Here is a 23,692-nt window from a genome sequence, read left to right on the forward strand (position 1 = left end):
GCCCCCCCCCCCCCCCCGCCGCCCGCCCCGCGCCGCCGTGTTCCGCCGTCCGCCGTCAGTCCAGGAAGGCCGGCGAGACCGCCGACCGCGCCACCAGCCGAGGGGACCCGCTCCCGTCCGCCGGGACGGCGTACAGGTCCGCCCCGAAGTCCCCCGGCAGCGCGTACACCACGGTCCGCGCGTCGGCCCACACCACCTGGTCGTCCACGCTCCGGGCCTCCGCCAGCGGCCACTCCCGCCCGGTCGCCAGGTCCCGCCCGTACAGACGCCAGGGCGCCTCCGCGGGCAGCCCCGGCACCCGCTTCTTGTGCACGATCCGGTCCCCGCCGGGCGACAGCGACGGACACTCCACGTTCCGGGCCAGCACCGTCAGCGTCCGGGCACGCAGGGCGCCCCGCACCAGGTGCGCGGTGCCCCCGGTGGCCAGCGTGGCGTAGAAGACGTCCGGGTCCGCGCCGAAGGAGACGCCCCAGACGTTCACGTCCGCCGCCCGGTACGGACGCCCGTCCCGCACCACCGCGAACTCCTCCAGGTTCGCCTCCAGCCGGCCCCGGTCCAGGTCGAGCACCGCCGTCCGCGTCGAGAACGCCGAACCCGCGTACGAGTCGCCGCCCACGAACACCGTCCACGCCACCCGGCACCCGTCCGGCGCCACCCGGGCCCGGCTCGGCACCCCCGGCAGCGCGTGCCGCGCCACCTCCCGCAGCTCCGCGTCGAGCACCACCGCCCGGTAGCCCGGCCCCGTCGCGCCCGGCACCGCCTGGAGGCACACCCCGGTCCCCGCCGCCGCGTGAAAGCGCAGACAGCGGACCTCCGACGCGGTCCTCGGGCCGTCCCGGCCGTCGGCCGGCACCACCGACAGGGCGTCACGGTACGGTCCCCACACCAGGTTCCGCGCCACCATGCGGCGCCCGCCGGGACCGGCCAGCGCCACCGGCCCCGCCGCGACCGGCGGCCCCGGAGCCGTACCGCCCGGACCGGCCCCGCCGCCGCGCAGCACCGACACGCCGGCCACCCCGGAGAGCCCCGCCGTGACGGCGGACAGGACGAGGAGGCGGCGGCGGGTCGTCAGGGGCGTCATCGGCTGTCTCCCCGTGCGCCGGGTCCGGGCGCGGCCGGACCCGGGCGCCCCGCCGCCGCGACGGCGAGGACGAGCGCCACCGAGGCCGCCGCGAGCGCGAAGCGGTCGCCGCGCGCCTGCCACAGGGCGCCGAAGACGAGCGAGGCACCGAACCGGGCGAGAGCCTGCGCCGACTGGACGAGCGCGAGCCCCGTCCCGCCGAGCCCGGCCGGCACCAGCACCGACGCGGCGGCCATCAGCACCCCGTCCGTCGCCGCGTAGAACGTGCCGTGCAGCACCGGCACCACCACCAGGAGCGCCGGGGACCCGGCGCCGCTCAGCAGCAGCCCGTACACGCCGAGCAGCGCCAGATGCCCGCAGAGGAAGACCCGCCACCGGCCGACCCGGTCGGCGAGCCGCCCCAACGGAGCGGCGAGCAGCAGGAACACGGCGGCCGTGGCCGGCGGCAGCAGCACGAAGGAGCCGTCCGACAGCCCGGTGCGCCGCTGGAGGACCAGGTACACGAAGGTGTCGCCGACCGTGCAGCCGCCCAGCCACAGCGCACACCAGGCGATCCGCCGCAGCCCCCGGTCCCGCAGCAGCCCGGCCGCCTCCGCGAGCCGCGGCCGCGCCGCGGCCCCGGCCTCCGCCTCCCGCCCCGGGACCGGCCGCCCCGGGACGAAGAGCACCAGCACCGTCAGCCCCAGGGCGGCCGCGCAGGCGCTGACCGTGAACACCGCGTCGTACGCGCCCGGCCCCGCCACCGCCCCGTCCGAGGTCCCCAGGAGCACCGCGAAGGCGAGCAGCGGCCCCAGCAGCGCCCCGGCGGTGTCCATGGCCCGGTGCACCCCGAAGGCGCGGCCCCGCAGCGCCGGCGGCACGGCCCGCGCGATGAGCGCGTCGCGCGGGCCGGTCCTGACGCCCTTCCCGATCCGGTCGAGCGCGATCACCGCACCCACCGACGCGAGCCCCTGCGCCGTCAGGAGCAGCGGCTTGCAGAGCGCCGACAGCGCGTAGCCGGCACCGGCCACCGTCTTGTGCCGCCCCCAGCGGTCGCCGGCGTGGCCGGCCAGGACCCGGACGAGGGCGGTGACGCCGTGCTGGAGTCCGTCCACCAGGCCGACGCCGAGCGGCGACAGTCCCAGGCCGGCCACCAGGTAGAGCGGCAGCACCGCCGTCACCATCTCGGCGGAGACGTCGGTGAGCAGGCTGACGGCGCCGAGCGCCCACACGGCGGACGGCACCCGGCCGGGGGACCGGGTGCCGTCCGCCGCGGATCCGGGGCCGGGGCGCTCCCGGCCGTCCGCGAGGTACATCTCAGACCGCCCACACGCCGGTGATCTCCCGGGCCGCCGCGGCCTGCCCGGGGTGCCGGTCGAGGCCGGCCAGCCGGCCCAGGGTGCGCAGCACGTCGTAGTGGTGGTACTTCTCGTCCGAGGTGCTGCCGGGCACCACCGGCTCCCCGTAGAGCACGGTCGGGATGCGGTTGCCCGCCAGCCCGTCGTCCTCGTCGAAGGTGACGACGAGGAGGCTGTCATGGGTCCGGGCCCAGGCGGCGTACGCGCCGAGGCGCTCCTTCAGCCAGGCGTCGCCGGTGCGGACCGGGCAGTCGTGCATGTCGTTGCAGAGGTCGGGGACGACGAACGACACCGTGGGCAGCGTCGTGAAGTCCTCCGGGAACTCGTCCATCGTCCGCGCCGTGTCCACCGGCACGTTGGAGAAGGCGAACCACGGGTTGTGCTTGCGGGCGTAGCGGCCGGCCTCGCAGACCGTCGAACCCCGCGCGGGCAGGCCCTCGTTGAAACTGGCCCAGGTCTTCCCGGCGGCGATCAGCTCCGAGGCCAGGTTGGGCGCCGAGCTGAACCCCGGCGCGTAGCAGCTGTTGTCCAGGACGTCCTGCATCCCGCCGGAGAACAGCTGCACGTAGTTGGGCTGGCTGGGGTGGGTCAGCCCGTACGAGCGGGTGAGCGTCGCCCCGCCCTTCGCCAGCGAGTCCAGATACGGGGCCTCGCCGCTGCCGAGCACGTCCTCGAACGCCTTGTTCTCGAAGACCACGACCACCACGTGGTCCGGGCGCGGCAGCACGGGCCCCGAGGCCCGGCCCTCCTCCGGGGCGCCCCGGCCCAGCGCCCACACCGCGACCAGACCGAGCGCCGCGGCCAGCGCCCCGGCGGCGGTGAGGACCGCGGCGCGGGGTCTCCTCCCCGCCTCCCGGGCGCTCACGCCGCACCGCCCGCGACGGACCCGGCGGGGTCGCGCAGCGCGGCGCCGCGCCGCCGGACCAGGGCGGGGTCGCGCAGTTCGCGCGCCAGGAGCAGCGCGGCGAGCTCCTCCGCCGGGACCTCGGCGCGCAGCGCGCGCACCGCGTCGATCAGGGCGGGCAGGTCCGTGCCCGGGGAGCCGTCCAGGAGCCGGCCGAGCGGCCCGTCGTCCCCGAGGGGGCGGGGCTCGCCGCGCAGCGCGGCCGCGGCGGGTTCCGGGAGCAGCGCCGCGTAGGCCGCGAGCTCCTCCCCGGGGGCGAGCAGCAGCAGGTGCTTGGCGAGCAGGTCCGCCTCGGGGAACGGCGCGGCCGAGGCGAGCGGGGCCAGCTCCCCGGCCGGCAGGGCCAGGACGCACCCGGCGTGCAGCAGGATCTCGCGCACCCGGGCGGACTCCGGCGCCTCGGGCAGCAGGGCCGCCGTCGCGGCGAGGAAGCGGGCCACGGTCGCGTCGGCGTCGCGGGTGTCGAGCGCCCCGCCGCCCCGGGCGTAGCGCCCGAGGTACGCCCGCCACCAGGCGAGCTGCACCGCGTACACCCCGCCGACCAGTTCCTCGTGGCCCTGCCGGGGGAGCAGGCCCCGGTCGGCGAGGGCGCCGAGCAGCGGGAGCAGCTCGCGGTAGAGCAGCCGGATCCAGGTGTGCGGGGAGCGCTGGACGCCCCAGCACTGCTCGCCGGCGTGGTCGGCGAGGACCTCCTCGACCGAGGTCTCCCCGGCGGCGAAGTCGGTGCGGACCCCGGTGTCCGTGACGTCGAAGCGGTAGAGGTGGTGCTCCGTCAGTGGCTCTCCCGCGGCGGGCAGTTCCTCGTCGATGAAGCGTTCCAGGGTGGCGAACTCCGCGAGCAGCGGGCCGGGTTCGACCGCGAGGCGGGGGAAGAGCGGGTTCACGAAGCGGGTCTTCAGCTTGGCGATCTCCTCGGACAGCGCCTGGTAGAGGAAGACCTTGTCGAAGCGGTAGCTGAACGAGAGCCCCACGTACGGGAAGACGGTGCAGCCCCGGCACTCCGGGCGGAAGCCGACCTCCTCGTCCCGCACCCGCAGGAACTCCTCGTCCCGCACCAGTTCGGCCAGCGGCCGCTCCCAGGCGACCGAGTTGTCGAAGGCGTGGTAGCAGGGCAGGACCAGCCGCCCGTCCGGACCGACCGTCAGGATCCGCTTGTTGGCGTAGCACTGCGTCGGCGCCGACGGGTCCTGCGTCTCCACGTACTTCCGGAAGTGCAGGTTGACCAGGGCGAACGGGGCGTACAGCAGCCCGAGGAGCAGGTCGGGTATGGAGCCGTCGTCGGGACCGGGCGCGGGCCGCTCCGGTGCGCAGCCGCCGCCGGCCGGGCGCCCGTTCTGCTCCACCAGCTTCAGCTTCCGGGCGGTGCGGTTGACGTCCCGGACGGTGTCCTGCTCGTCGAAGTACTCGAACATGGTGGAGAAGTAGACGGTCACCCGGTTCTCCTGCGCGAAGCGCAGCAGGTCGGGCACCTCGTCGGCGTTCTCGCGGGTCACCACGCAGATCAGCTTGAGGTGCCCGGCGTCGCCGCGGGCCACCACGGAGCGGATCACGTCGAGCGCCCGGTCGAGCGTCGGCACGCCCCGGATGGCCCGGTAGCGCTCCGGGCGCAGGGTGTCCAGGGAGACGTTCATGGTGTCGACGTGCGGCACGATCGCGTCGATGTGCTTCGCGAAGCGGATGCCGTTGCTGGTGATCTCGACGGTCATGCCGAGCTTCTTCGCGTACTGCACGATGCCGTCGATGTGCGGGTGCAGCACCGGCTCGCCGCCGGTGAAGTCGACGTAGCGGACGCCGAGCGCGTGGAGTTCGTCGAGGATCCGGCGGCCCTGTTCCAGGGTGAGTTCCTCGTACCCCTTGAACTTGTCGTCCTGCCAGACGTTGCAGTAGCCGCACAGCGAGTTGCAGCGGAAGGTGATGTAGAAACGGGCCGACTCGAACGAGCCCGCCGGCGGCGCGCCGGTGGTGGTCACAGACTCTCTCCGTACAGGGGGAACCGATCGGGGGTGCGGGTGCGGGTGCGGGCCGGGCCGGTCAGGGCAGCGGGGCGCCGCGCGCGGCGGTCCAGAGGGCGTACCACTCCTCGTGGCCGAGGCCGGGGGCCCGCCCCACCGCGTCGCGGCAGGCACGGATCCGCTCGGGGCGGGAGGTGCCGATCACCGGCACGATCCCGGCGGGGTGCCGCTGGAGCCACCACAGCACCACGGTCTCCGGGGTGGTGTCGTGCTCCTCGGCGAGCCGGCCGACGAGCGCGGCGGCCGGCCCGGCCGCCGGGTCGGCGTACCGGCCGCCGGCGAGCGCGCCCCAGGCCTGGAGCTCGATGCCCCGCTCGGCGCAGTACTCGACCGTCCCGGACGGGAAGCCGACCTCCGCCCCGGCCGGGGTGTTGACCAGGACGCCCTCCTCGACCCAGGCGCGGCTGCGCAGGCTCATCTCCAGCTGGTCGACGACGAGCGGCACGTCCAGGAAGGACTGGAGCCGCGCGATCTGGGCGGCGTTCATGTTGGAGACGCCGAAGCGCCCGACCAGGCCCTGCCGGTGGAGCGAGGAGAGCGCGGCGGCCAGCTCCTCCGGATCGGCGAGCGGGTCGGGCCGGTGCAGCAGCAGGACGTCCAGGCGGTCGGTGCGCAGCCGGGTCAGCGACTCCTCGACGCGGCGCAGGACGCTGGGGCCGCGCAGGTCGTAGAAGCCGGGCCGGCCGTTCTCGGGGAGCCGGATGCCGCACTTGGACTGGAGGGTGATCCGCTCGCGCAGGCCCGGGGCGCGGGCCAGCACCTCGCCGAAGACGGCCTCGGACTTCCCGTACCGGTAGATGTCGGCGTGGTCGAAGGCGGTGACGCCGATGGCGAGGGCCGCCTCGACGGCGGCCTCGGCGCGGTCGACGTCGGCGGGACCGTACGGCAGGGGGTCCCAGTCGCCGCCGAGGCCCATGCAGCCGTAGACCAGGCGGCGGCCCCGGGCGGGGTGTTCCGTCACGCGGGACGCTCCTTCGTGGTGGGGGCCTCCGGCCGTGCGCCGGGGCCGGCGATCAGGGTGGCGGCCAGCAGTTCGGCGGTGGCGAGGACCGGCAGCTGGGTGTTGGCGGCCGGGACGGTCGGCAGCACCGAGGCGTCGGCCACCGTGAGGTTCGCGAGGCCGTGGACCCGGCCCTCGCCGTCCACGACGGCCGCGGGGTCGTCCGCGGGACCCATCGCGCAGGTCCCCACCGGGTGCCAGTAGGTGCCGGTGCGGGCGCGCAGCTCGTCGTCGCCCAGCAGGTGCGGGGCGGTGCCCCCGGGGAGGCTCGCGAGCGCCTTGAGGGCGGGGGACCCGGCGAGCCGGAGGGCGGTCTCCAGGCCGGAACGGAGCACCGCCAGGTCGCGGCCCTCCGGGTCGGTGAGGAAGCCGGGGTCGAGGGCGAGCGGGGCGAGCGGGTCGGCGGAGGTGAGCCGGACGGAGCCCCGGGAGACCGGCTTCATGAGGAAGGCGGACACGCCCGCCTCGTAACGGCCGGGCGGCAGCGAGCCGAACAGCGGTGGCCCGGCCGAGGGCAGGACGTGCAGGTCCCAGCCGTCCTCGGGGGCGTATGCGCTCGCCGCCCTCAACAGGACGCGGCTGACGTACAGTTCGCCGTCGCGTTCCTTGGCGGCGAGCGCCGCGTCGAGCTCCGGCGTCGGCGCGAGCGGGACGAAGACGCCGGGCTGGTCGCTGAGGCCCGCGCCCACGCCGGGCAGGTCCGAGACGGGGCGGATGCCCAGGGCGCGCAGTTCGTCCGCCGGGCCGACGCCGCTGCGGAGCAGCAGCGCGGGGGAGCCGAAGGCCCCGGCGGCGACGACGTAGTGGTCGGCCCGCAGGGTGCGCGGGGCGCCGTCGGCGTGCACGACGGCGCCGTCGACCCGGCCGCCCCGGACCAGCAGCCGGTCGGCGACGGCGTGCGGCAGGACCATCAGGTTGCGGCGGGCGCGGACGCCGGCGCCGAGGTAGGCGAGGGCGGCGTTCCAGCGGGTGCCGTCGTGCGCGTTGAGCAGCGGGAAGCCGTAGCCGGGTGCTCCGGTGCGGCCCATGTCGACCTCGGTGTGGCCGAGTTCGCGGGCCGCGTCGACGGCGGCCCGCGCCCAGGGGGAGAGTTCGCGGTCGGGGACGGCGCGCAGGCCCATGGCGTCGACGGCGGCGGCGCGGTACGGCTCCATGGCGGCGGAGCCCCAGCGCTCCCCGCCGGCGCGGACCCACTCGCGGTGGTCCGCCTCCGAACCCCAGGTGTTCCAGCAGCCGTTGACGCAGGAGGAGCCGCCGACGACCCGGGCCCGGAAGCGGTGCACGGCCACCTTCCGCTCCCACAGGTCCTCGCGGGGCAGGGCGCGGGCGTCGAGCAGCGGGGCGGGCCAGCCGGCCGGGTCGGGGCCGTGGTCGGGTCCGGCCTCGACGAGGCAGACGGACCGGCCGGGGTCCTCGCTGAGCCGGGCGGCCAGCACGCAGCCGGCGACGCCGCCGCCGAGGACGAGGACGTCGAAGCGGTCGGCGCTCACGCGGCGCCCTCCGGCCCGGACAGCGCCTCGGCCTCGGCCAGCAGGGCGGTCCGGCCGATGGCGTCGCTGCCGGTCGCGGGCACGGTGCAGGCGTAGGCGCCGGCGATCGCGCCGTAGAGGGCGCACCGCTCGACGGGCTCGCCCGCCAGCCGGCCGAAGAGGAAGCCGGAGGCGTAGGCGTCGCCCGCGCCGTTGGAGTCGACGACCGGTCCGCGCGGGGCGACGGCCGGGACGTGGAGGGGGGCGCCGCCGTCCCGGGTGAGGAGGTAGGAGCCCTCCGCGCCGGCGGTGGCGACGACGACCTCGGCCCGGCCGCGCTCCAGGACGCGCCGCATGGTGGCCTCCGGGTCGGCCAGGGCCGTAGTGGAGACGAAGACCAGGTCGGCGCCGTGGGCGAACTCCTCGTGGTAGGGGTTCTCGCCGTCCCAGTTGTGCAGGTCGGTGGAGACGGTCAGCCCCGCCTCGTGGAGCAGCGGGAGGGCGTGGGCGCACGGGTAGGTGATGGAGACGTGCGCGTGCCTGCTGGCGGCGGCCAGCTTGCGGACGGTGTCCTCGGGGAGCCGGTCGGCCTCGTCGGAGCGGCTGTTGTCGTAGAGGGAGAGCCGGCGTCCGTCCGGGCCGACGAGGTTGACCGCGCGCTTGGTGCCGCCGGGCTGGAGCACCTCGGTGAAGTCGATGGCGCGGTCGCGGTGGAAGGCGCGGATCAGGTCGCCGGAGGGGTCGTCGCCGATCATGTCGATGTGGTGGGTGCGCAGGCCGAGCGAGCTGAGCCCGAGGGCGACGAAGTCGCCCGTCTGCCCGGCGCGGGTCTCGATGCCGGGCTGGATCATGTAGCTGTCGGCGTACGGGAGCGGGAGCTCGGGGACGTACACGATGGTGTCGACGCCCGATCCTCCCAGGACGAGGACGTCGTACGCGCTGCTCATGGCTGTTCCTCTCGGGAAGGGGTCCGCAACCACCGCGGATCGCTGAGGAGTTAAGCAGTCAGCCGATCAAGTCGGCAAGATCTTGCAGGTTGTTTCAGAAAAGCCTTGCGGAAAAGGGCCCGGAGGGGCGAACGGATCCCGGGAACGCCGGAGGCGGGACCGGCGCGCGGCCGGTCCCACCCCTGGTGCGGTCGCGGATCAGCCGCGCCAGGCGTCCGCGAGGGTGACGCGGCCGGAGGCCGGGACGGTCGCGGTGCGGTTCGCGCCGCTCTCCCACGTCACGTTCCCCGCGGCGTCCTTGCGCACGTACTTGTACGCGAAGGAGGTGCCGGCCGGCAGGTCCAGGTCCAGCTTCCACACCGGGTAGGCCGCCGGGTCGAGCTTCAGGGCCGCGGCGGGGGCCCAGGTGCCGAGGGCGGCGGCGTCGCCGACGACGTAGACGTTCTGGCCCGGGACGGTGGTGGCGGTGACGGAGAACGAGGCGCCGGTCCCGGTCTGCTGGCCGCCGCCACCGCAGGGGTTGCCGGAGCCGACGATGCCGCCCTTGACGGTGACGTCGCCGGTGCCCAGGGCGTAGTTGGCGCTGTTGTTGTTGTCCCAGGTGCCGGAGCCGTCGTTGAAGGCGGCCTTCAGGCCGGCGGCCGAGCCCAGCGCGACGGTCTTCTTGACCCAGCCGGCGCAGGCGGGCTCCAGGGCGGTGCCGGGGGCGGTGGTCCACTGGCCGCCGGTGGGCGCGTAGTGGAGGTTGTACGCCGGCCAGTTCCTGTCGGTGCCGTAGTAGACGGTGGCGGTGTTGTCGCCCTCTTCCTGCTTGTCGCCGCCGCTCGCGCCGACGTGCAGGGCGACGGCGTCGTTCGCGCCGACCGTGGCCGTGAACGTGCCGTCGGAGCCCACGGCGTACGTGGTGCCGGTGCAGCCGCCGTCCGCGGTGGGGTCGCCGTGCTGGACGTCGCAGTAGGTGCCGGCCGGCAGCGAGGTCCGGAAGGTCCGGGTGATCGCGCCGCCCTCGCGGTTGACGGCGACGAAGCCCTTGTTCCCGCGGCCGAACGCGATGGCGTTGTTGCCGTTGTCCCACCAGTCGGTGACCCCCGTGCCCTCGGTGGCGTTGCGGAAGCCGACCATGTTGGCGATCTGGCGCCAGGCGTGCTGGCAGGACCAGCCGCCGCTGTAACAGGCGCTCACCGCGTGCCCGTTGGGGGCGCCGTCATCCTTGCTGCCGAACTCGTAGCCCGAGTGGACGGAGGGGGTGCCGTAGGGGTGGGCGAGCATGAAGACGTTGGCGAGCGTGTAGCGGGAGCCGTCCTTGTAGCTGAGGCTGCTGCCGTTGCGCTCGGTGTCGTGGTTGGCGACCATGCTGCCGCTCCGGCCCGAGGGCATGTAACCCCACGCCTCGCCGAAGTTCTTCAGGTACGAGAGCTTCTCGTTGTCGAAGATCCGCTTGAGGTCGGTGGTGTAGCGGAACTCCTGGACGTCGCCGGTGGCCAGGTACTCGCTCGGCGAGACGGCCTCGCCGGCGCCGTGGATGGCCTCCTGGACCCAGTAGACGTTCGGATTGCTCAGCTTGCCGCGGATCGCCGCGAGGTCGCCGGCCGCGATGTGCTTGACGGCGTCCACCCGGAAGCCGTCCACCCCCATCGACAGAAGGTCGTTCAGGTAGCCGGCGATTCGGCCCCGGACGTGGTCGCTGCCCGTGTTCAGGTCGGCCAGCGAGGGCTGGCCGGTGTCGCCGAGCTCGCACTCCTGGATGTTGTACCGGTCGGAATAGTTGCCGCCGATGGGGCGGCGACAGCCGTGGAAGTCCTGGTCGGAGTAGAAGCCGGGGTAGTCGTACTTGCCGTAGTCCGTGCCCGCCGTGCCGGTGCCGGAGCCCGAGGTCATGTGGTTGATCACCGCGTCGGCGATGACCTTCACCCCGGCCCGGTGGCAGGTGTCCACCATGTTCCGGAAGGCGGCGCGGTCGCCCAGCGGGCCCTGGATCTTGTAGCTGACCGGCTGGTAAGCGGTCCACCAGGCGCCGCCCTGGATGCGCTCCTGCGGCGGCGAGACCTGCACGTAGCCGTAGCCCTTGGGGCCGAGGGTGGTCGTGCACTCGCGGGCGATCGAGTCGAAGTTCCACTCGAACAGGACGGCGGTGACCTTCTTGTCGCCGTTGGCGGTCGGGGCGGCCGCGGCGGGCTGCGCCGGAGCGCCGAGGGCCGTGGTCAGGCCGAGCGCCAGCGCGGCGGTCGCCAGACCGGCCGCCGGCCGTCCGAAGCCGTGGGGGAGGCCGAACCTCATGGGCGTGCTCCTCGTGGGGGTGCGGATGCGGGTGCGGGGACCGCGGACCCGCCCTACCGGTCAACGGGGCGGCGGGCCACGGGTGTTGTAAGAAGTTGCCGTAACTTTCAGCAAGACCTTGAGCAAGCTAGGTGTGACGTCCGGAGGCCGTCAAGGCATCGGACACGGGCAATTCCGCGGAACCGCCCCCACGTCGTCGTATACGAGAAGAAGCCCGCCCCCTTCAGGGGACGGGCTTCCTCGGCGCACGCCCCGGAGCGGGGCGGCGGGGTCTCAGCCGAGCACGACCGGCAGGTCGAACAGGTCGTTCTGGGTGACCACCGGCTTGTTCCGCAGCTCCTCGCGCGGCACCGCGAGACGCAGCTCGGGGAAGCGGGCGTACAGCGCGGGGAGCGCCACGGACGCCTCCAGGCGGGACAGCGCCGCACCCGGGCAGACGTGCGGGCCGTGACCGAAGGAGATGTGCCGGATCGGCTCGCGGGTGACGTCGAAGTCGCCCGCCGTCGGACCGTGCTGCTCCTCGTCCCGGCCGATCGCGCCGTGCGACACGATCAGCGCCTCGCCCTTCGGCAGCACCCGGTCGCCGACCTGGATGTCCTCGCTCGCGAACCGGATGAGCACGTGCGAGGTCGGCGTCGACCAGCGCAGGGTCTCCTCGATCACGTTCTCCCACGGCACCTCGCCCTTGAGGACCAGGGCGCGCTGCTCCGGGTGGGTCTCCAGGGCGACCACGGCGTTCACGATCAGGCTGATGGTCGTCTCGTGACCGGCCGCCACCATCAGCTGGAGGGTGTTGGTGATCTCCTCCGTGCTGAGCCGGTCGCCGTCCTCCGAGGCCTCGATCAGCGCGCTCGTCAGGTCGTCGCCGGGCGACTCCTTCTTGCCCGCCACGATGCCGGCGAAGAGCGTGGCGAGGTCCGCCATCATCTGCGGCACCTCCTCCGGCGGCGTCTGCGTCGAGAAGAACTTGTCGAACAGCTCCTTCATCCGCGGGTGGTCCGCCGCGTCCACGCCCATCAGCTCGCCGACCACGTTCATCGGCAGCGGGTAGGCGAACTCCGCCTTCAGGTCCACCGTCTCGCCCGCCGGACGCTCCGCGAGCCGGTCGAGCAGCCCCGCCGTCAGGGCCTCGATGCCGGTCCGCAACCGCTCCACCCGGCGCGCGGTGAGCGCCTGGGCGACCAGGGTGCGCAGCCGGCGGTGCTCCTCGCCGTCCACCGTCAGCATCGACTTGCCGGGGTTCGCGAGACCGATCAGCGGCCAGTCCAGCGGTATCTCGCCGCGCTGCCAGGCGCCCCACTGGCCGATGTCCTTGACGAGCCGGGAGTCCGTGAGGAGCGCCCGGGCCTCGGCGTGGCGGGTGACCGCGTAGCAGGGCACGCCGCCGGGCAGCACGACGCGGGCCAGCGGACCGGCCGCGCGGAGCCGGGCGCCCTCGCCGTCGAGGTCCGTGACGAAGGGGTCGAGGACCACGGGCTCGGCGGCGGCGTGGTCGATGGGGCAGGTCATGCGGTCCCTCCAAGGGCGGGGGTCGGGGTGTACGTCACCGGCAGCGCGGTCAGGCCGCGCAGCCAGGGGGAGGGGCGACGCGTCAGGGTGGTCTCGGAGACGGCGAGGTCGACGTCCGGCAGCCGGTCGAGCAGGACCTCGATGCCCGTCCGGGCGATGGTCTCGGCGACCTCCTGCGCGGGGAACGGACAGCGGTGCTCGCCGTGACCGAAGGAGAGGTGGGCGTTGTTGCCGCCGGTGAGGGCGCCTGCGGCGGCCCGGACGTGCGGGTCGGCGTTGGCGGCGGCGAGGCCGAGGAGCACCAGGTCGCCGCGCTCGATCCGCTTCCCGCCCAGGTGGGTGTCGCGCGAGGCCCAGCGGCCGGCGACGTTCTGCGTGGGAGTGTCCTCCCACAGCACCTCGTTCATCGCCTCGCCGACGCTGTGCCGGCCGCCGGAGAGCGAGGCCGCGAAGCGGTCGTCGGTCAGCATCAGCCGCAGCGAGTTGCCGATCCAGTCGGCGGTCGGCTGGTGGCCCGCGGCCATCATCACCATGAGGTCCTGTGCGACCTCCTCGACGGTGAAACCGGCGGTGTTGCCGAGCATCCGCGAGGCGACGTCGTCGCCGGGGGCCTCGGTCTTCGCGGCGAGCAGCGCCCCCATCGACCCCGCCAGGTGCTGCTGGCCGGCCAGCGCGCCGGGACCGCCGTTGATCATGTCGTTCATCGCCGTGACCAGCGCCGGGCCCTCTTCGTCCGCGAAGCCGTAGATGCTGGCGAGCACCCGGACGGGCAGCAGCATCGCGTACTCGGCGATGATGTCGCACGCGCCCTTGCCGCAGAGCCCGTCGATCAGCTCGTCGGCGAACCGCTCGGCGCGCCGCCGCAGTTCGAAGGGGTCGACGGACTCCAGCGCCGCGGAGATCACCTCGGCCCGCTCGCGGTGGCGCTCGCCGACCGTGTACAGGATCGACGGCTGCTTGCGGCCGATCATGGGCAGCAGCGGCCAGTCGGCGGGGATGGCGTCCCACTGGTTCCACAGCTCGGAGTCCCGGGAGAAGAGCACCGGGTCGCTGGTGACCTGGTGCAGCTCCCGGTAGCCGAGGACGAGCCAGGCGGGCACGTCGCCGTCGAGGACGACCGGGGCGACGGCCCCGTGGTCCCGCCGGATCCGCCGGTACAGCTCGACGGGGTCGGTGTGGAAGCGCGGCCCGCTCAGCGGGACCGGCGCGGGTTCGGCAGGGTTCACGGGGCGGGCTCCGGGACGGGCCGCGGACCGTGCTCGGGGTCGGCGGCGACGACGTTCTTCAGGTGCTCGACGAGCGAGATGAGGACCTGCTTGCTGGACTCCCGCGAGCGGGCGTCGCAGAAGACCAGCGGGACCTCGTCGGCGAGGTCGAGGGCCTCGCGGATCTCGGCGGGGGTGTGCGAGGGGCCGCCGAAGTCGTTGCAGGCGACGACGAACGGGGTGCCGTGGTGCTCCAGGCGGTCGACGGCGTACCAGGAGTCCGCGATCCGGCGGGTGTCGACGAGGACGACCGCACCGAGCGTCCCGGAGAAGAGCCGGTCCCACAGGAACCAGAACCGCTCCTGGCCGGGCGCGCCGAACAGGTACAGCACGTTGCGCGCGTCCAGCGAGATCCGGCCGAAGTCGAAGGCGACGGTGGTGGCCGTCTTGGCGGCGACGCCGACGGTGTCGTCGATGCCCTCGCCCGCCTGCGACATGGTCTCCTCGGTGTTCAGCGGGCGGATCTCGCTGACCGAGCGGACGAGGGTGGTCTTGCCGACTCCGAAGCCGCCGACGACGACGATCTTCAGTCCGTTGTCGGCGGTGCTGCTCAGGGTCTGGTGCTGCTCAGAGATTGCGGAGTCCAACGAGCACCTGCTCCAGGATGTCGTGATCGGGAAGGCGGTACGAGGTGGGGCGCGGGTGCCGCGCGCTGATCCGGCCGGTGTCGTGCAGGTCGGCCAGGAGGATCCTGGTGATCGACACCGGCAGCCCGAGTCCGGCCGCGACCTCCACGACGGCGGTGGGGAAGCGGCACATGCGCAGGATGGCGGCGTGCTCGGACTGCATGCCGGGCACCGGATCGCTCTCCGCCACCACGAGCGTGACCACGTCGAAGGCGGTCGACGCGGAGCTGCTGCGGCCGCCGGTCAGGGTGTAGAGCCGGTCGGGGGAGTCGTCGCGACCCGGCCTGACGCGGCTCATCCCCGCGGCCTCGCGACGAGGTGCTCGCCCAGCTGCTCGACCAGTTCGGTCATGTTGTGCCCGACGAGCCCGGCGTCGGCGTCCTCGTCGGCGACGAGCGCGAGGTGGGCGCCCTCCCCGGCCTCGACGATGAAGAGGATGCCGCCGTAGAACTCGGCCATCGCGGAGCGGACGCCGCCGGTGCCGTCGCCGAACTCCACGGAGGCGCCGTGCGACAGGCTCTGGATGCCCGCGGCGATGGCGGAGAGCTGGTCGGCCTGGTCGACGGAGAGCCCGGAGGTGCGGCAGAGCTTGAGGCCGTCCCGGGAGAGGACCAGGGCGTGCCGGGTGCCCGGGGTCCGTTCCAGCAGGCCCTCCAGGAGCCAGCTGAGCTTGTCGTCGGTGGTCGTGCCGGTCATCGCGGATTGCCTTCCGAATGGGGGTGGTTCGAGGGCGGCGTGTTCGGTTCCGTCGCGGGGGGAGCGGCGGGGCCGGTGGCGGGGGGCTCGCCGGACGGCGTCCCGGTGCCGCGCAGACCGCTCTGGAAGCCGCCGAAGCGGGCGCGGGCCGCCTCGCCGGTGCGGGGCGCGGCCGGGCGGGCCGGTTCGGCGGGGGACTTGCCGCTCTCCTGGTGCGCGGCCAGGGTCCTGCCGCGCCGCCTGCGGGGCAGCAGGATCCCGGCCCCGTCCGTCCCGGCCGGGGCCCCGTCCCCCGACTCGGCCCCGGCCGGGGCCTCGGGGGCCGTCTGCGGCGCGGTGGCCGGCGCGGCGTCGGGGGCGGTGCGGGGAGCGGGTACGGGGAGCGGCGCGGCGGACCGTTCGGCCGCGGGCGGCCCGGCGGTCTCGGCGCCGCGGGTGACGATCTCCTGGGGGATCATCAGGACGACGCCGGTGCCGCCGCGGGCGGAGGGCCGGAAGGAGACCGACAGGTTGTGCTTGCGGGCCAGCCGGCCGACCACGTGCAGGCCGAGGCGGGTGCCGGAGAGCCCGGCCAGGTCCTGGGCCGTCGCGTCGACGGCGGCCTCGGCGCGCCGGAGCTGCACGTCGCTCATGGTCAGGCCGCTGTCCTCGACGGTGATGACGACGCCCGCCGGCACCTCCTCCACGTAGACGTGGACCTCCGCGCTCGGCGGGGAGAAGTTGGCGGCGTTGTCGAGGAGTTCCGCGAGCGCGTGCATGACGCCCTCGGCGGCGTGGCCGGCGACGGCCGCCTCGCACTTGGAGTGCAGCCGGACCCGCTGGTAGCCGGCGATGCGGCCCATGGCGCCGCGCAGGATCGACTCCATGACGATGGGCCGGGCCCAGCGGCGGCCGGAGCGGGCGCCGGTGAGGACGGCGACGGAGTCGGCGAGCCGGCCCGCCTGGGCGGTGCGGTGGTCGAGGTGCAGCAGGTCGGCGAGGACGTCCTCGTCGGCGTGCCGGTGCTCCATCTCGCGCAGGTCGGCCATCATGCTCGTGGCCAGCGCCTGCATGCGGCCGGCCGCGTTGGCGGCGGCGGCGAGGGCGGCGGAGCGGGCGGACTCGGCGCGGCGCAGCCGCTGCTCCAGGCCGGCGACCACGGCCGCGTGGCCGGCGGCGAGCCGCTCGGCCTCGGCCCGCTGGGCGCGGACGAGTTCGTCGGTGCGGGCCGCGTGGGCGGCCGCCTCGGCGGCGACCGCGGCCTCGTGACGCTCCTTCAGGGCGTCGGTCTCGCGCTCGAAGGCGGTCTGGCGCCGGGCGGCGTAGGTGTCCTGGGAGGCGACCTGGGCGGCCAGCTGTTCGGCCCGTCTGGTCAGGCCGCGGGCGGTCCGCGCGTACCAGGTCACGGCGAAGGCGGCGGCGCCGAGGAGCAGCACGCCGCAGACCGCGAACCAGGCCAGTGAGGGGCGGACTTCGGCCGGGGCGGCACTCGTCGCGGCGGCGGTGAGCGCACCACCCGCGGCGACGGTCAGCAGGGAGGCGATCAGGGCAGGGCGGAACGGGGTGGGCGACGCCGACATCAACCGGACTCTCGAGAGGCAGGCACAGGGAGGTTCGGAACGACCGCACTATAGAGGCGTTCTTGATCGGTTCGGAACTCTCTCCGATCGGATCGCTATCCGGACTGACACAAAACCTTCCAAATGGTGGCCCTGATTCCGCACCACCTCGTCCACCGGCCCGTTCGCCCGCCTGTCCACCGGCCCGTTCACCGGTCCGCCCCCGCCCGTCCGCCGGCCCCGCCGTCGCCCCGCCGCGCCCACCGCCCCCGCCCTCCGGGCAGAATGACGGACCGTACGGTACGTCCCCGACCGGAAGGCACCCCGGTGAAGCTGCCCGACTCAGGCCGCGGCGTCCTCGTCAGCGGCGCGTCCCGAGGGCTCGGCCGGGCGGTCGCCCGGGCCTTCGCGGCCAACGGCGACCGGGTCGCCGTCCACTACGGCACCCGCGCCGACGACGCCCGCGCCACCCTCGACTCCCTCGAAGGGAGCGGGCACGTCCTGGTCGGCGGCGACCTCGCGGACCCCGCGGAGGCGGCCCGGGTCGTCGACGAGGCCGCCGCGGCCCTCGGCGGGGACGGCGGCGGCGTGGACGTCCTGGTGAACAACGCCGCGGTGAACCTTCCGCACCCCCTCGCGGAGACGCCGTACGAGGAGTGGGCGGAGCTCTGGCGGCGGCACGTCGCCGTGAACCTGCTCGCCACCGCGAACCTGAGCCACCTCGTCGCCCGCCGCCTGATCGACCGGGGAACGCCCGGCCGGATCGTCAACATCGGCTCCCGGGGCGCCTTCCGGGGCGAACCCGACCACCCCGCCTACGGCGCGACCAAGGCCGCCGTCCACGCCCTCGGCCAGTCCCTCGCCGTCTCCCTGGCCCCGCACGGCATCGCGGTCGCCTCGGTCGCCCCCGGCTTCTTCGCCACGGAACGGGTCGCGCCCCGCCTCGAAGGCCCCGGAGGCGCCGCGATCCGCGCGCAGAGCCCCTTCGGGCGGGTCGCCGACCCCGACGAGATCGCGGCCGCCGTCCTCTGGCTCGCCTCGCCCGCCGCCGAATGGGCCTCCGGGACGATCCTGGACCTCAACGGGGCCTCGTACCTCCGGAGCTGAAACCGGCGCACCCCGGGCGCGAGGACGCGCACGGCGGGGGCGCGGTTCGAACGCCTGCCGCCCGCGCGCCTGCCCGAAAGGATGAACGGCGGGCATCGGCGGCGTTTCCCGCCGGGACCGCCGCCACCCTGCTGCCGTGCGTAAGGAGCGCGAGTTCACGGTCCCCTCCCAGCGGGCGCCCCGACGGGCCCGGCCGGGCCCAGGACCGGCCGGCCGGACCGGGGGAGGGCCCGCCGCGGCGCGCCCGGGCGCGCGGGACCGGGCGCGGTACTGGGTCGACCGGACCGTGGTGCGCGGGGTGACCGCCCTGGTCGCCTGGCTCGCCCTGGCCTGCCTGTCCCTGGTGGCGCCCGTGAGCGCCCTGCTCGTGTGGACCGACGACGCCTCGCCGGACACCCTCCAGGGCAAGGCGGCCACCGTCTGGCGGACCGTCGGCCAGACCCTCCGGCTCGGCGGCGAGGTCGGACCGCCGCTGCGCGTCGCCCTCTCGGTCTTCCTGGCCCTGGTGTCGCTGCTGTACGTCTCCACCCTCGTCGGCATCGTCACCACCGCCATCACCGACCGGCTGGCGGAGCTGGAGCGCGGGCAGACCACGGTGGTCGAACGCGGCCACACGGTGGTGCTCGGCTGGTCCGAGCAGGGGCCCACGGTCGTCGCCGAACTGCTCGCCGCCCACGCCCAGCGGCGCGGGGGCGCGGTGGTCGTGCTGGCGGACCGCGACAAGGCGGAGACGGAGCGGGAGGCGCGGGACGCGCTGCCGTCCCGCGGCCGGATCCGGCTGCTGTGCCGCCGGGGCCGCCCCGCCGACCCGGCCGTCCTGGCGCGGGTCACCCCCGGGGCGGCGGAGGCGGTCGTGGTGCTGCCGCCGGACGGTCCGGGCGGTGACGCGCAGGTGATCAGGACGCTCCTCGCGCTTCGGGCGGCGGTGGGGGAGGGCTGCCCGGTACGGGTCGTGGCGGCGGTCAGGGACGGCGCCCACCTGGCGACCGCCCGCCTGGCCGCCGGGCCGGGCGCGGTGGTCCTGGACGTCGACGACCTGGCGGCCCGGCTGCTCGTCCAGTGCGTCCTGGAGCCCGGCCTCGCGCTCGTCCTGGAGGACCTGCTGGACTTCGCCGGCGCCGAACTCCACACCCTCCACCGGCCCGGCCTCGCCGGCCGCCGCTACGGCGAACTCGCCGCCGCCTGCCCCGACTCCTGCGCGGTCGGGATCGTCCTGCGGGACGGCACCCCGCGCCTCAACCCGCCGCCGGACACCGAGCTGGCCCCCGGCGACGGCCTCCTCGTCCTGGCCGAGGACCACCGCGCGATCGTCCTCCCGCCCCCGCCCCCGCCGGCGTCCACGCTCGCGCCCGTGCTCCGGCCCCCGCTCGCCGCACCGGCGGTACCGCCCGCGCCCGCCACCGCGGCGGCCCTCGGTTCCGCCCCGCCCGCGCCCGCGCCCACCCCCGCGCCCGCGCCCACCCCCGCACCGGCGCCCGCCCCCGCACCGGCACCCCCGCCCGCACCGGCGTCCGCGCCCCGGCGGGCCCTGGTCCTCGGCTGGAACGGGCGGGCCGAACGGGTGCTGGAGGGGCTGGTGCGGGGCGGGGTGACGCCGGTGCGGGAGGCCGGCGACGCGGTGCCGGCGGAGCCGGAGGCGTACGACCACGTGGTGGTCCTCGCCGGTCCGGGCGGCGACGGACGGCCGCACCCCGACGACCGGACCCTGGTCGCCCTGCTCCACCTCCGGGCGCGCGAGCGGCGCTCGGGCCGGGCCGTGCCGGTGGCGGCCGAACTCACCGACGCCCGCAACCGCCCCCTCGCCCCCGCGGGCCCCCGCACCGACCTCCTCGTGACCGGCCGGCTGACCGCGCTGCTCCTGGCCCAGGTGTCCCAGAACGGCCACCTGGCGGCCGCCTTCGACGAGCTGTTCGCCCCCACCGGCGACGGAGTCCGCCTCCGCCCCGCCGCCGACTTCCTCCCGCCCGGCACCGAGGCCGCCTTCGCGGACCTGGTCGCGGCGGCCGCCCGGCAGGGCCTCGCCGCCATCGGCTACCGCCCCCGCGACTCCGCCCGCCCCCGCCTCAACCCGCCGAAGGCCGCGTCCAGGACCTGGTCCGCGGGCGACGTGCTGATCGTGGTGGGGGCGGCGTGACGCGGAGGCCGGGGCGCCGGGGCCGCCCCGGCGACTTGCCGTTTTTCGCAATTGGTCACATCGCTCAGTAGAATCGCGGGGTGAACGAGAACCTGCCCCCCTGCCCCGAATGCTCCGGCGTCTACACCTACGAGATGGGCGCCCTGCTCGTCTGCCCCGAATGCGGCCACGAGTGGCAGGCGGGCGGCGAGGCAGCCGCCGGGGCCGAGGCCGACGGCGCCAAGGTGATCAAGGACGCGGTGGGCAACGTGCTCGCCGACGGCGACACGGTCACCGTCGTCAAGGCGCTCAAGGTCAAGGGCAGCCCCAGCGGCATCAAGGCCGGCACCAAGGTCCGCAACATCCGCCTCGTGGACGGCGTCGACGGGCACGACATCGACTGCAAGGTGGACGGCTTCGGCCCCATGCAGCTCAAGTCGAGCGTGGTCAAGAAGGCCTGACCCCCGCCATGACCAGGACCGCGCCGCTCTACCAGCTGAAGGCGGAGTTCTTCAAGACCCTCGGCCACCCCGTGCGCATCCGCGTCCTGGAGCTGCTGAGCCGACGGGAGCACGCCGTCTCGGAGATGCTCGCCGAGGTCGCCGTCGAACCCGCCCACCTCTCGCAGCAGCTCGCCGTCCTGCGGCGCGCGAACCTGGTCGTCGCCCGCCGCGAGGGCTCCGCCGTGCACTACGCGCTCACCGACCCCCGGGTGGCGGAGCTGCTCGCCGTCGCGCGGGCCATCCTCTCCGGCGTCCTCGCCGGCCAGGCCGAACTCCTCGCCGACCTGCGCGCGGCCGGACCACAGCCGTCACCGACGCCGGGACCGGAGCCGGAACCGGAGCCCGGGCCCGGCCGCTGACACGGGCCGCGCGGGGGAGCGGGCCCCCTCGCCCCTCCTCGACGGCAACACCCTGATCAGGGCGTTCCCTTGGGTGATACGAGCGTGCGCCTCCCGTCTTCTCGTGGCATCCGACAGTACGGCGGCCGGGCGGGGGCGGCGCAGACTCGGTGCCCGGAGGAACACCCGACGACCACGAGGGGGCGGCACGATGACGGTGCGGCAGTACGACGGAATCGGCGAGGTGTTCGAGGGCTTCAAGGCCCTGCCCCTCGCCCGCTACGGAGAGGTGCCCAGCGTCCTGGAGCTGGTCGGCGACGTCACCGGCAGGTCGGTGCTCGACCTCGCCTGCGGCACCGGCTTCTACAGCCGGGAGCTCAGGCGGCGCGGCGCCGCGGACGTCCTCGGCGTCGACATCTCCCCCGAGATGATCGCCGCCGCCCGCGCCATCGAGGCCCGCGACCCGCTGGGCGTGCGCTACGAGGTCGGCGATGTCGCCGAACTGCGGGCGCCCGACCAGCCGTTCGACCTCGCGCTCGGCGTGCAGTGCCTCAACTACGCCGGATCGATCGCGGAGATGGAGCGCATGTGCGCGAACGTCCACGCCGGCCTGGTGCCGGGAGGACGGTTCTACGTGCTCGCGCAGAAACCCGACTACGCCTTCGACTGCGCGTCCCTGGAGACGTACGGCTTCCGCTGCGAACCGACCGGCGAGGAGATCGAGACGGGCCCCCGGGTCCGGGTCACCGCCCTCCTCGACCCCCACCCCATCAGCATCGTCGGCGCCGCCCCGCGCCGCGAGGTCTACGAGGACGCCCTGGCGAAGGCCGGCTTCCGCGACGTGGAGTGGCTGCCGCTGCGGATCTCCGCGGCGGGCCACGAGGCCTACGGCGAGGAGTTCTGGGCCGACCTCCTCGCCCACCCTCCGCTCGAACTCCTCCGCTGCCGCGCCTGAGACCGGCCCCGCAACCCCCTGGGGGCACCCCGCGGTTTGCCGCCGCCGGGCGCCCCCAGGGACCGGCCCCACCCCGCCGGGACCGCCCCCGGCTCCCCGGGGACCTCGCCGACCGCGTGCCGCCCACCTCCCCGCGTACGCCCCGACGGCCCGCTGGGGCCTCGGTGACGCCGGCCCGCTTCGGCAAGGTCTTGCGCGCCGAGTCCGGCCCCCCCCCGGGCCCCGCGCGCACGGAACCGGGACCGCTGAACCCCGGCGGGCCCTACCCGCGCGGGAGTTCGGACAGGAGGTCCGGATTGACGATCCGCAGGATCGCCGCGACCTGCGCGGGGTCCGCCGCCGCCCACAGGACCCGCCGCGCCGCCCGGTACTTGGCGGCGAGCCGCTCGCGCGGCTCCGGCGCGAGCCCCGCCGCCCGGTCCGCGCGGCTGTTGTGGGCGTTGTCGGCGATCTTCACCAGGGTGGCGTCGGGATTCCGCGCGATGCGCCGGATCTTCTCCTCGTACGAGCCTCCGGGCTCGTTGGTGACCGCCTCGACGACGCGGACGACCCGGTCGGGGACCCCGGCGGCCCGCAGCTCCCCGGCGGTCCACGGGGTGTCCTCCAGGACGTCGTGGAGCAGCCCCGCCATGGCGAGCTCCGGCCCGAGCGGGGCGAGCCCGGCGGCGACGGCCCGCACGTGCTCCACGTACGGGACACCGGCCTTGTCGGTCTGACCGGCGTGCGCGCGGCCGGCCAGCGCGTCCACCTCGGCGAGCGTCATCATGCCCCCATCATCCCGCCACACGGTGTTCATGCGGAACAGGAATTCCCCCGCCGCGCCGCTCCGTTGCCGCCTTCATGACCCTCGGCATCACGCTCTCCTCGACCTCCCGGCAGCTCCCCGTCGACGACACCGTGCGCCTCGCGCGCGAGGCCCGGGAAGCCGGGCTGCACTCCGCGTGGTTCGGGCAGTCCTTCGCGTACGACTCGCCGGCGCTGGCCGCGATCGTCGGCCGCGAGGTGCCCGGCCTGCACGTGGGGACGGCGGCCCTGCCGGTCTTCGGCCGCCACCCGCTGCTCGTCTCCAGCCAGGCGCAGACCGCCCAGGCCGCCACCGGCGGCCGCTACCACCTCGGGCTCGCCCTCGGCACCCGGCACCTCACCGAGACCGCCTTCGGCCTCCCGTACCGGCGCCCCATCGGCCTGCTCCGGGAGTTCCTGACCGCCCTGCGGCCCCTCCTGGAGACCGGAGGGGCCGACTTCCACGGCGAACTGCTGACCGCCACGACGCCCTACCCGGCGGCCGTCCCCGGCGCCCGCCCGACCGTGCCCGTGCTGGTCGCCGCGATGGGCCCGCAGGCCCTCCGCGTCAGCGGCGAACTCGCCGACGGCATCCTGCCCTTCCTCGCCGGCCCGCGGGCCCTCGCCGAACACATCGTGCCCGCCGTGACGGCCGCGGCACGGGCGGCGGGCCGTCCCGCGCCCCGGATCACGGCCCTCGTCCCCGGCGTCGTCACGGCCGACCCCGACGGGCTGCGCCGCCGGGCCGCCGAAGCCCTCGCCCTCTACGAACGGATCCCCTCCTACCAGCGCGTCATCGAACTGTCCGGCGCCGACGGCGCGGCCGGCCTGGCCGTCCTCGGCGACGAGGAGGCCGTGGCTGCCGAGGTCCGCCGCTACTACGAGGCCGGCGCCACCGAAGTCGTGTTCACCGCGACCGACCTCGGCGGCGAGGACGCCCGCCGGCGCACCTGGAAGCTCCTGGGCGAACTCTCCGCAGCTCGCTGACCGCCCGCGCGTCCGGTTCCGTCCGTGCGCCCGCTCCCGTCCGTGCGGGACCCCCGGCCCCGCACGGCGGCCCGGCGGCAAGCCGGAACAGGCCATGGTCGTCGGACGCGCCCGGGAGGGCCGCCCGTGGTCCGTCGACGGCCCCGTGACTTCACGAGAACACAACTGCCCAGCAAGATGCCAGGGTTACCGTGATCCGGACGCATCCGGTCCGGGGGTTGTGGTCCGGTTCGGGCGGGCAGGTT

The 23,692-nt window shown here is 75.3% G+C and carries 21 protein-coding genes; 6 read left to right on the forward strand and 15 right to left on the reverse strand.

The features are described from left to right. Positions 1-55: 55 nt before the first annotated feature. The 14 genes from ACFW6A_RS37185 to ACFW6A_RS37250 all read right to left on the reverse strand — a co-directional run bounded on the left by ACFW6A_RS37185 (position 56) and on the right by ACFW6A_RS37250 (position 16,682). Positions 56-1,081: a TolB-like translocation protein gene (locus tag ACFW6A_RS37185; protein ID WP_386646195.1), complete on the reverse strand. Its 1,026-nt coding sequence runs from the start codon at positions 1,079-1,081 to the stop codon at positions 56-58. Continuing rightward, on the reverse strand, positions 1,078-2,376 hold the full coding sequence (locus tag ACFW6A_RS37190) for an MFS transporter (RefSeq protein ID WP_386646198.1): 1,299 nt from the start codon (positions 2,374-2,376) through the stop codon (positions 1,078-1,080). Before ACFW6A_RS37190 ends, ACFW6A_RS37185 begins: the two co-directional genes overlap by 4 nt. A 1-nt stretch (position 2,377) precedes the next feature. Then, entirely contained in the window at positions 2,378-3,283 is a 906-nt protein-coding gene (locus ACFW6A_RS37195) for an alkaline phosphatase family protein (protein WP_386646201.1), read from the reverse strand. Continuing rightward, positions 3,280-5,292: a radical SAM/SPASM domain-containing protein gene (locus ACFW6A_RS37200; protein ID WP_386646204.1), complete on the reverse strand. Its 2,013-nt coding sequence runs from the start codon at positions 5,290-5,292 to the stop codon at positions 3,280-3,282. Before ACFW6A_RS37200 ends, ACFW6A_RS37195 begins: the two co-directional genes overlap by 4 nt. Positions 5,293-5,353: 61 nt before the next feature. Further along, positions 5,354-6,295, reverse strand: coding sequence for an aldo/keto reductase (locus tag ACFW6A_RS37205; protein ID WP_351854544.1), 942 nt, complete (start codon positions 6,293-6,295; stop codon positions 5,354-5,356). After that, on the reverse strand, positions 6,292-7,824 hold the full coding sequence (locus ACFW6A_RS37210) for a GMC family oxidoreductase (protein ID WP_386646207.1): 1,533 nt from the start codon (positions 7,822-7,824) through the stop codon (positions 6,292-6,294). The genes ACFW6A_RS37205 and ACFW6A_RS37210 overlap by 4 nt, the downstream gene beginning before the upstream one ends. Then, on the reverse strand, positions 7,821-8,750 hold the full coding sequence (locus ACFW6A_RS37215) for an adenosine kinase (RefSeq protein ID WP_351854538.1): 930 nt from the start codon (positions 8,748-8,750) through the stop codon (positions 7,821-7,823). Before ACFW6A_RS37215 ends, ACFW6A_RS37210 begins: the two co-directional genes overlap by 4 nt. Positions 8,751-8,948: 198 nt before the next feature. After that, the gene (locus ACFW6A_RS37220; protein WP_386646210.1) at positions 8,949-11,027 is read right to left on the reverse strand and encodes a carbohydrate-binding module family 20 domain-containing protein; all 2,079 of its coding nucleotides are present in this window, start codon (positions 11,025-11,027) and stop codon (positions 8,949-8,951) included. 273 nt (positions 11,028-11,300) lie between these two features. Further along, entirely contained in the window at positions 11,301-12,536 is a 1,236-nt protein-coding gene (locus ACFW6A_RS37225) for a cytochrome P450 (RefSeq protein ID WP_351854533.1), read from the reverse strand. Continuing rightward, the gene (locus ACFW6A_RS37230) at positions 12,533-13,762 is read right to left on the reverse strand and encodes a cytochrome P450 (RefSeq protein WP_351854531.1); all 1,230 of its coding nucleotides are present in this window, start codon (positions 13,760-13,762) and stop codon (positions 12,533-12,535) included. Before ACFW6A_RS37230 ends, ACFW6A_RS37225 begins: the two co-directional genes overlap by 4 nt. After that, positions 13,759-14,388: an ATP/GTP-binding protein gene (locus tag ACFW6A_RS37235; RefSeq protein ID WP_351854528.1), complete on the reverse strand. Its 630-nt coding sequence runs from the start codon at positions 14,386-14,388 to the stop codon at positions 13,759-13,761. Before ACFW6A_RS37235 ends, ACFW6A_RS37230 begins: the two co-directional genes overlap by 4 nt. Then, positions 14,369-14,725 (reverse strand): DUF742 domain-containing protein, encoded by a 357-nt coding sequence (locus tag ACFW6A_RS37240; RefSeq protein WP_351854525.1) that lies wholly within the window; start codon positions 14,723-14,725, stop codon positions 14,369-14,371. The genes ACFW6A_RS37235 and ACFW6A_RS37240 overlap by 20 nt, the downstream gene beginning before the upstream one ends. Beyond that, a complete protein-coding gene (locus ACFW6A_RS37245; RefSeq protein WP_043225763.1) occupies positions 14,722-15,123 on the reverse strand; it encodes a roadblock/LC7 domain-containing protein in 402 nt (133 codons plus the stop codon). The genes ACFW6A_RS37240 and ACFW6A_RS37245 overlap by 4 nt, the downstream gene beginning before the upstream one ends. After that, on the reverse strand, positions 15,120-16,682 hold the full coding sequence (locus ACFW6A_RS37250; RefSeq protein WP_386482957.1) for a sensor histidine kinase: 1,563 nt from the start codon (positions 16,680-16,682) through the stop codon (positions 15,120-15,122). The genes ACFW6A_RS37245 and ACFW6A_RS37250 overlap by 4 nt, the downstream gene beginning before the upstream one ends. Before the next feature lie 264 nt (positions 16,683-16,946). Between ACFW6A_RS37250 and ACFW6A_RS37255 the strand changes: the two genes are divergently transcribed. From ACFW6A_RS37255 to ACFW6A_RS37275, 5 genes are all read left to right on the forward strand, one after another. After that, positions 16,947-17,768, forward strand: a complete 822-nt coding sequence (locus ACFW6A_RS37255) for an SDR family NAD(P)-dependent oxidoreductase (protein WP_386646216.1) — start codon at positions 16,947-16,949, stop codon at positions 17,766-17,768. 136 nt (positions 17,769-17,904) lie between these two features. After that, a complete protein-coding gene (locus ACFW6A_RS37260; protein ID WP_386646219.1) occupies positions 17,905-19,902 on the forward strand; it encodes an NAD-binding lipoprotein in 1,998 nt (665 codons plus the stop codon). Positions 19,903-19,982: 80 nt separating this feature from the next. Then, positions 19,983-20,342 (forward strand): zinc ribbon domain-containing protein YjdM, encoded by a 360-nt coding sequence (locus ACFW6A_RS37265; RefSeq protein WP_386646222.1) that lies wholly within the window; start codon positions 19,983-19,985, stop codon positions 20,340-20,342. Positions 20,343-20,350: 8 nt separating this feature from the next. Further along, positions 20,351-20,743: an ArsR/SmtB family transcription factor gene (locus ACFW6A_RS37270; RefSeq protein WP_386646225.1), complete on the forward strand. Its 393-nt coding sequence runs from the start codon at positions 20,351-20,353 to the stop codon at positions 20,741-20,743. A gap of 190 nt (positions 20,744-20,933) precedes the next feature. Then, complete coding sequence (locus ACFW6A_RS37275) at positions 20,934-21,677, forward strand: class I SAM-dependent methyltransferase (RefSeq protein WP_386646228.1); 744 nt, start codon at positions 20,934-20,936, stop codon at positions 21,675-21,677. A gap of 262 nt (positions 21,678-21,939) precedes the next feature. Here ACFW6A_RS37275 and ACFW6A_RS37280 read toward each other — a convergent pair whose 3' ends face one another. Beyond that, on the reverse strand, positions 21,940-22,443 hold the full coding sequence (locus tag ACFW6A_RS37280; protein WP_386646231.1) for an HD domain-containing protein: 504 nt from the start codon (positions 22,441-22,443) through the stop codon (positions 21,940-21,942). Between the two features lie 74 nt (positions 22,444-22,517). On the opposite strand from ACFW6A_RS37280, the gene ACFW6A_RS37285 reads away from it, so the two are divergent. Next, positions 22,518-23,447, forward strand: a complete 930-nt coding sequence (locus ACFW6A_RS37285) for a TIGR03564 family F420-dependent LLM class oxidoreductase (RefSeq protein ID WP_386484965.1) — start codon at positions 22,518-22,520, stop codon at positions 23,445-23,447. The last annotated feature ends 245 nt before the right edge of the window (positions 23,448-23,692 follow it).

The sequence above is a fragment of the Streptomyces sp. NPDC058758 genome (genome assembly GCF_042746075.1).
In the GTDB taxonomy this organism is placed as follows: Bacteria; Actinomycetota; Actinomycetes; order Streptomycetales; family Streptomycetaceae; genus Streptomyces.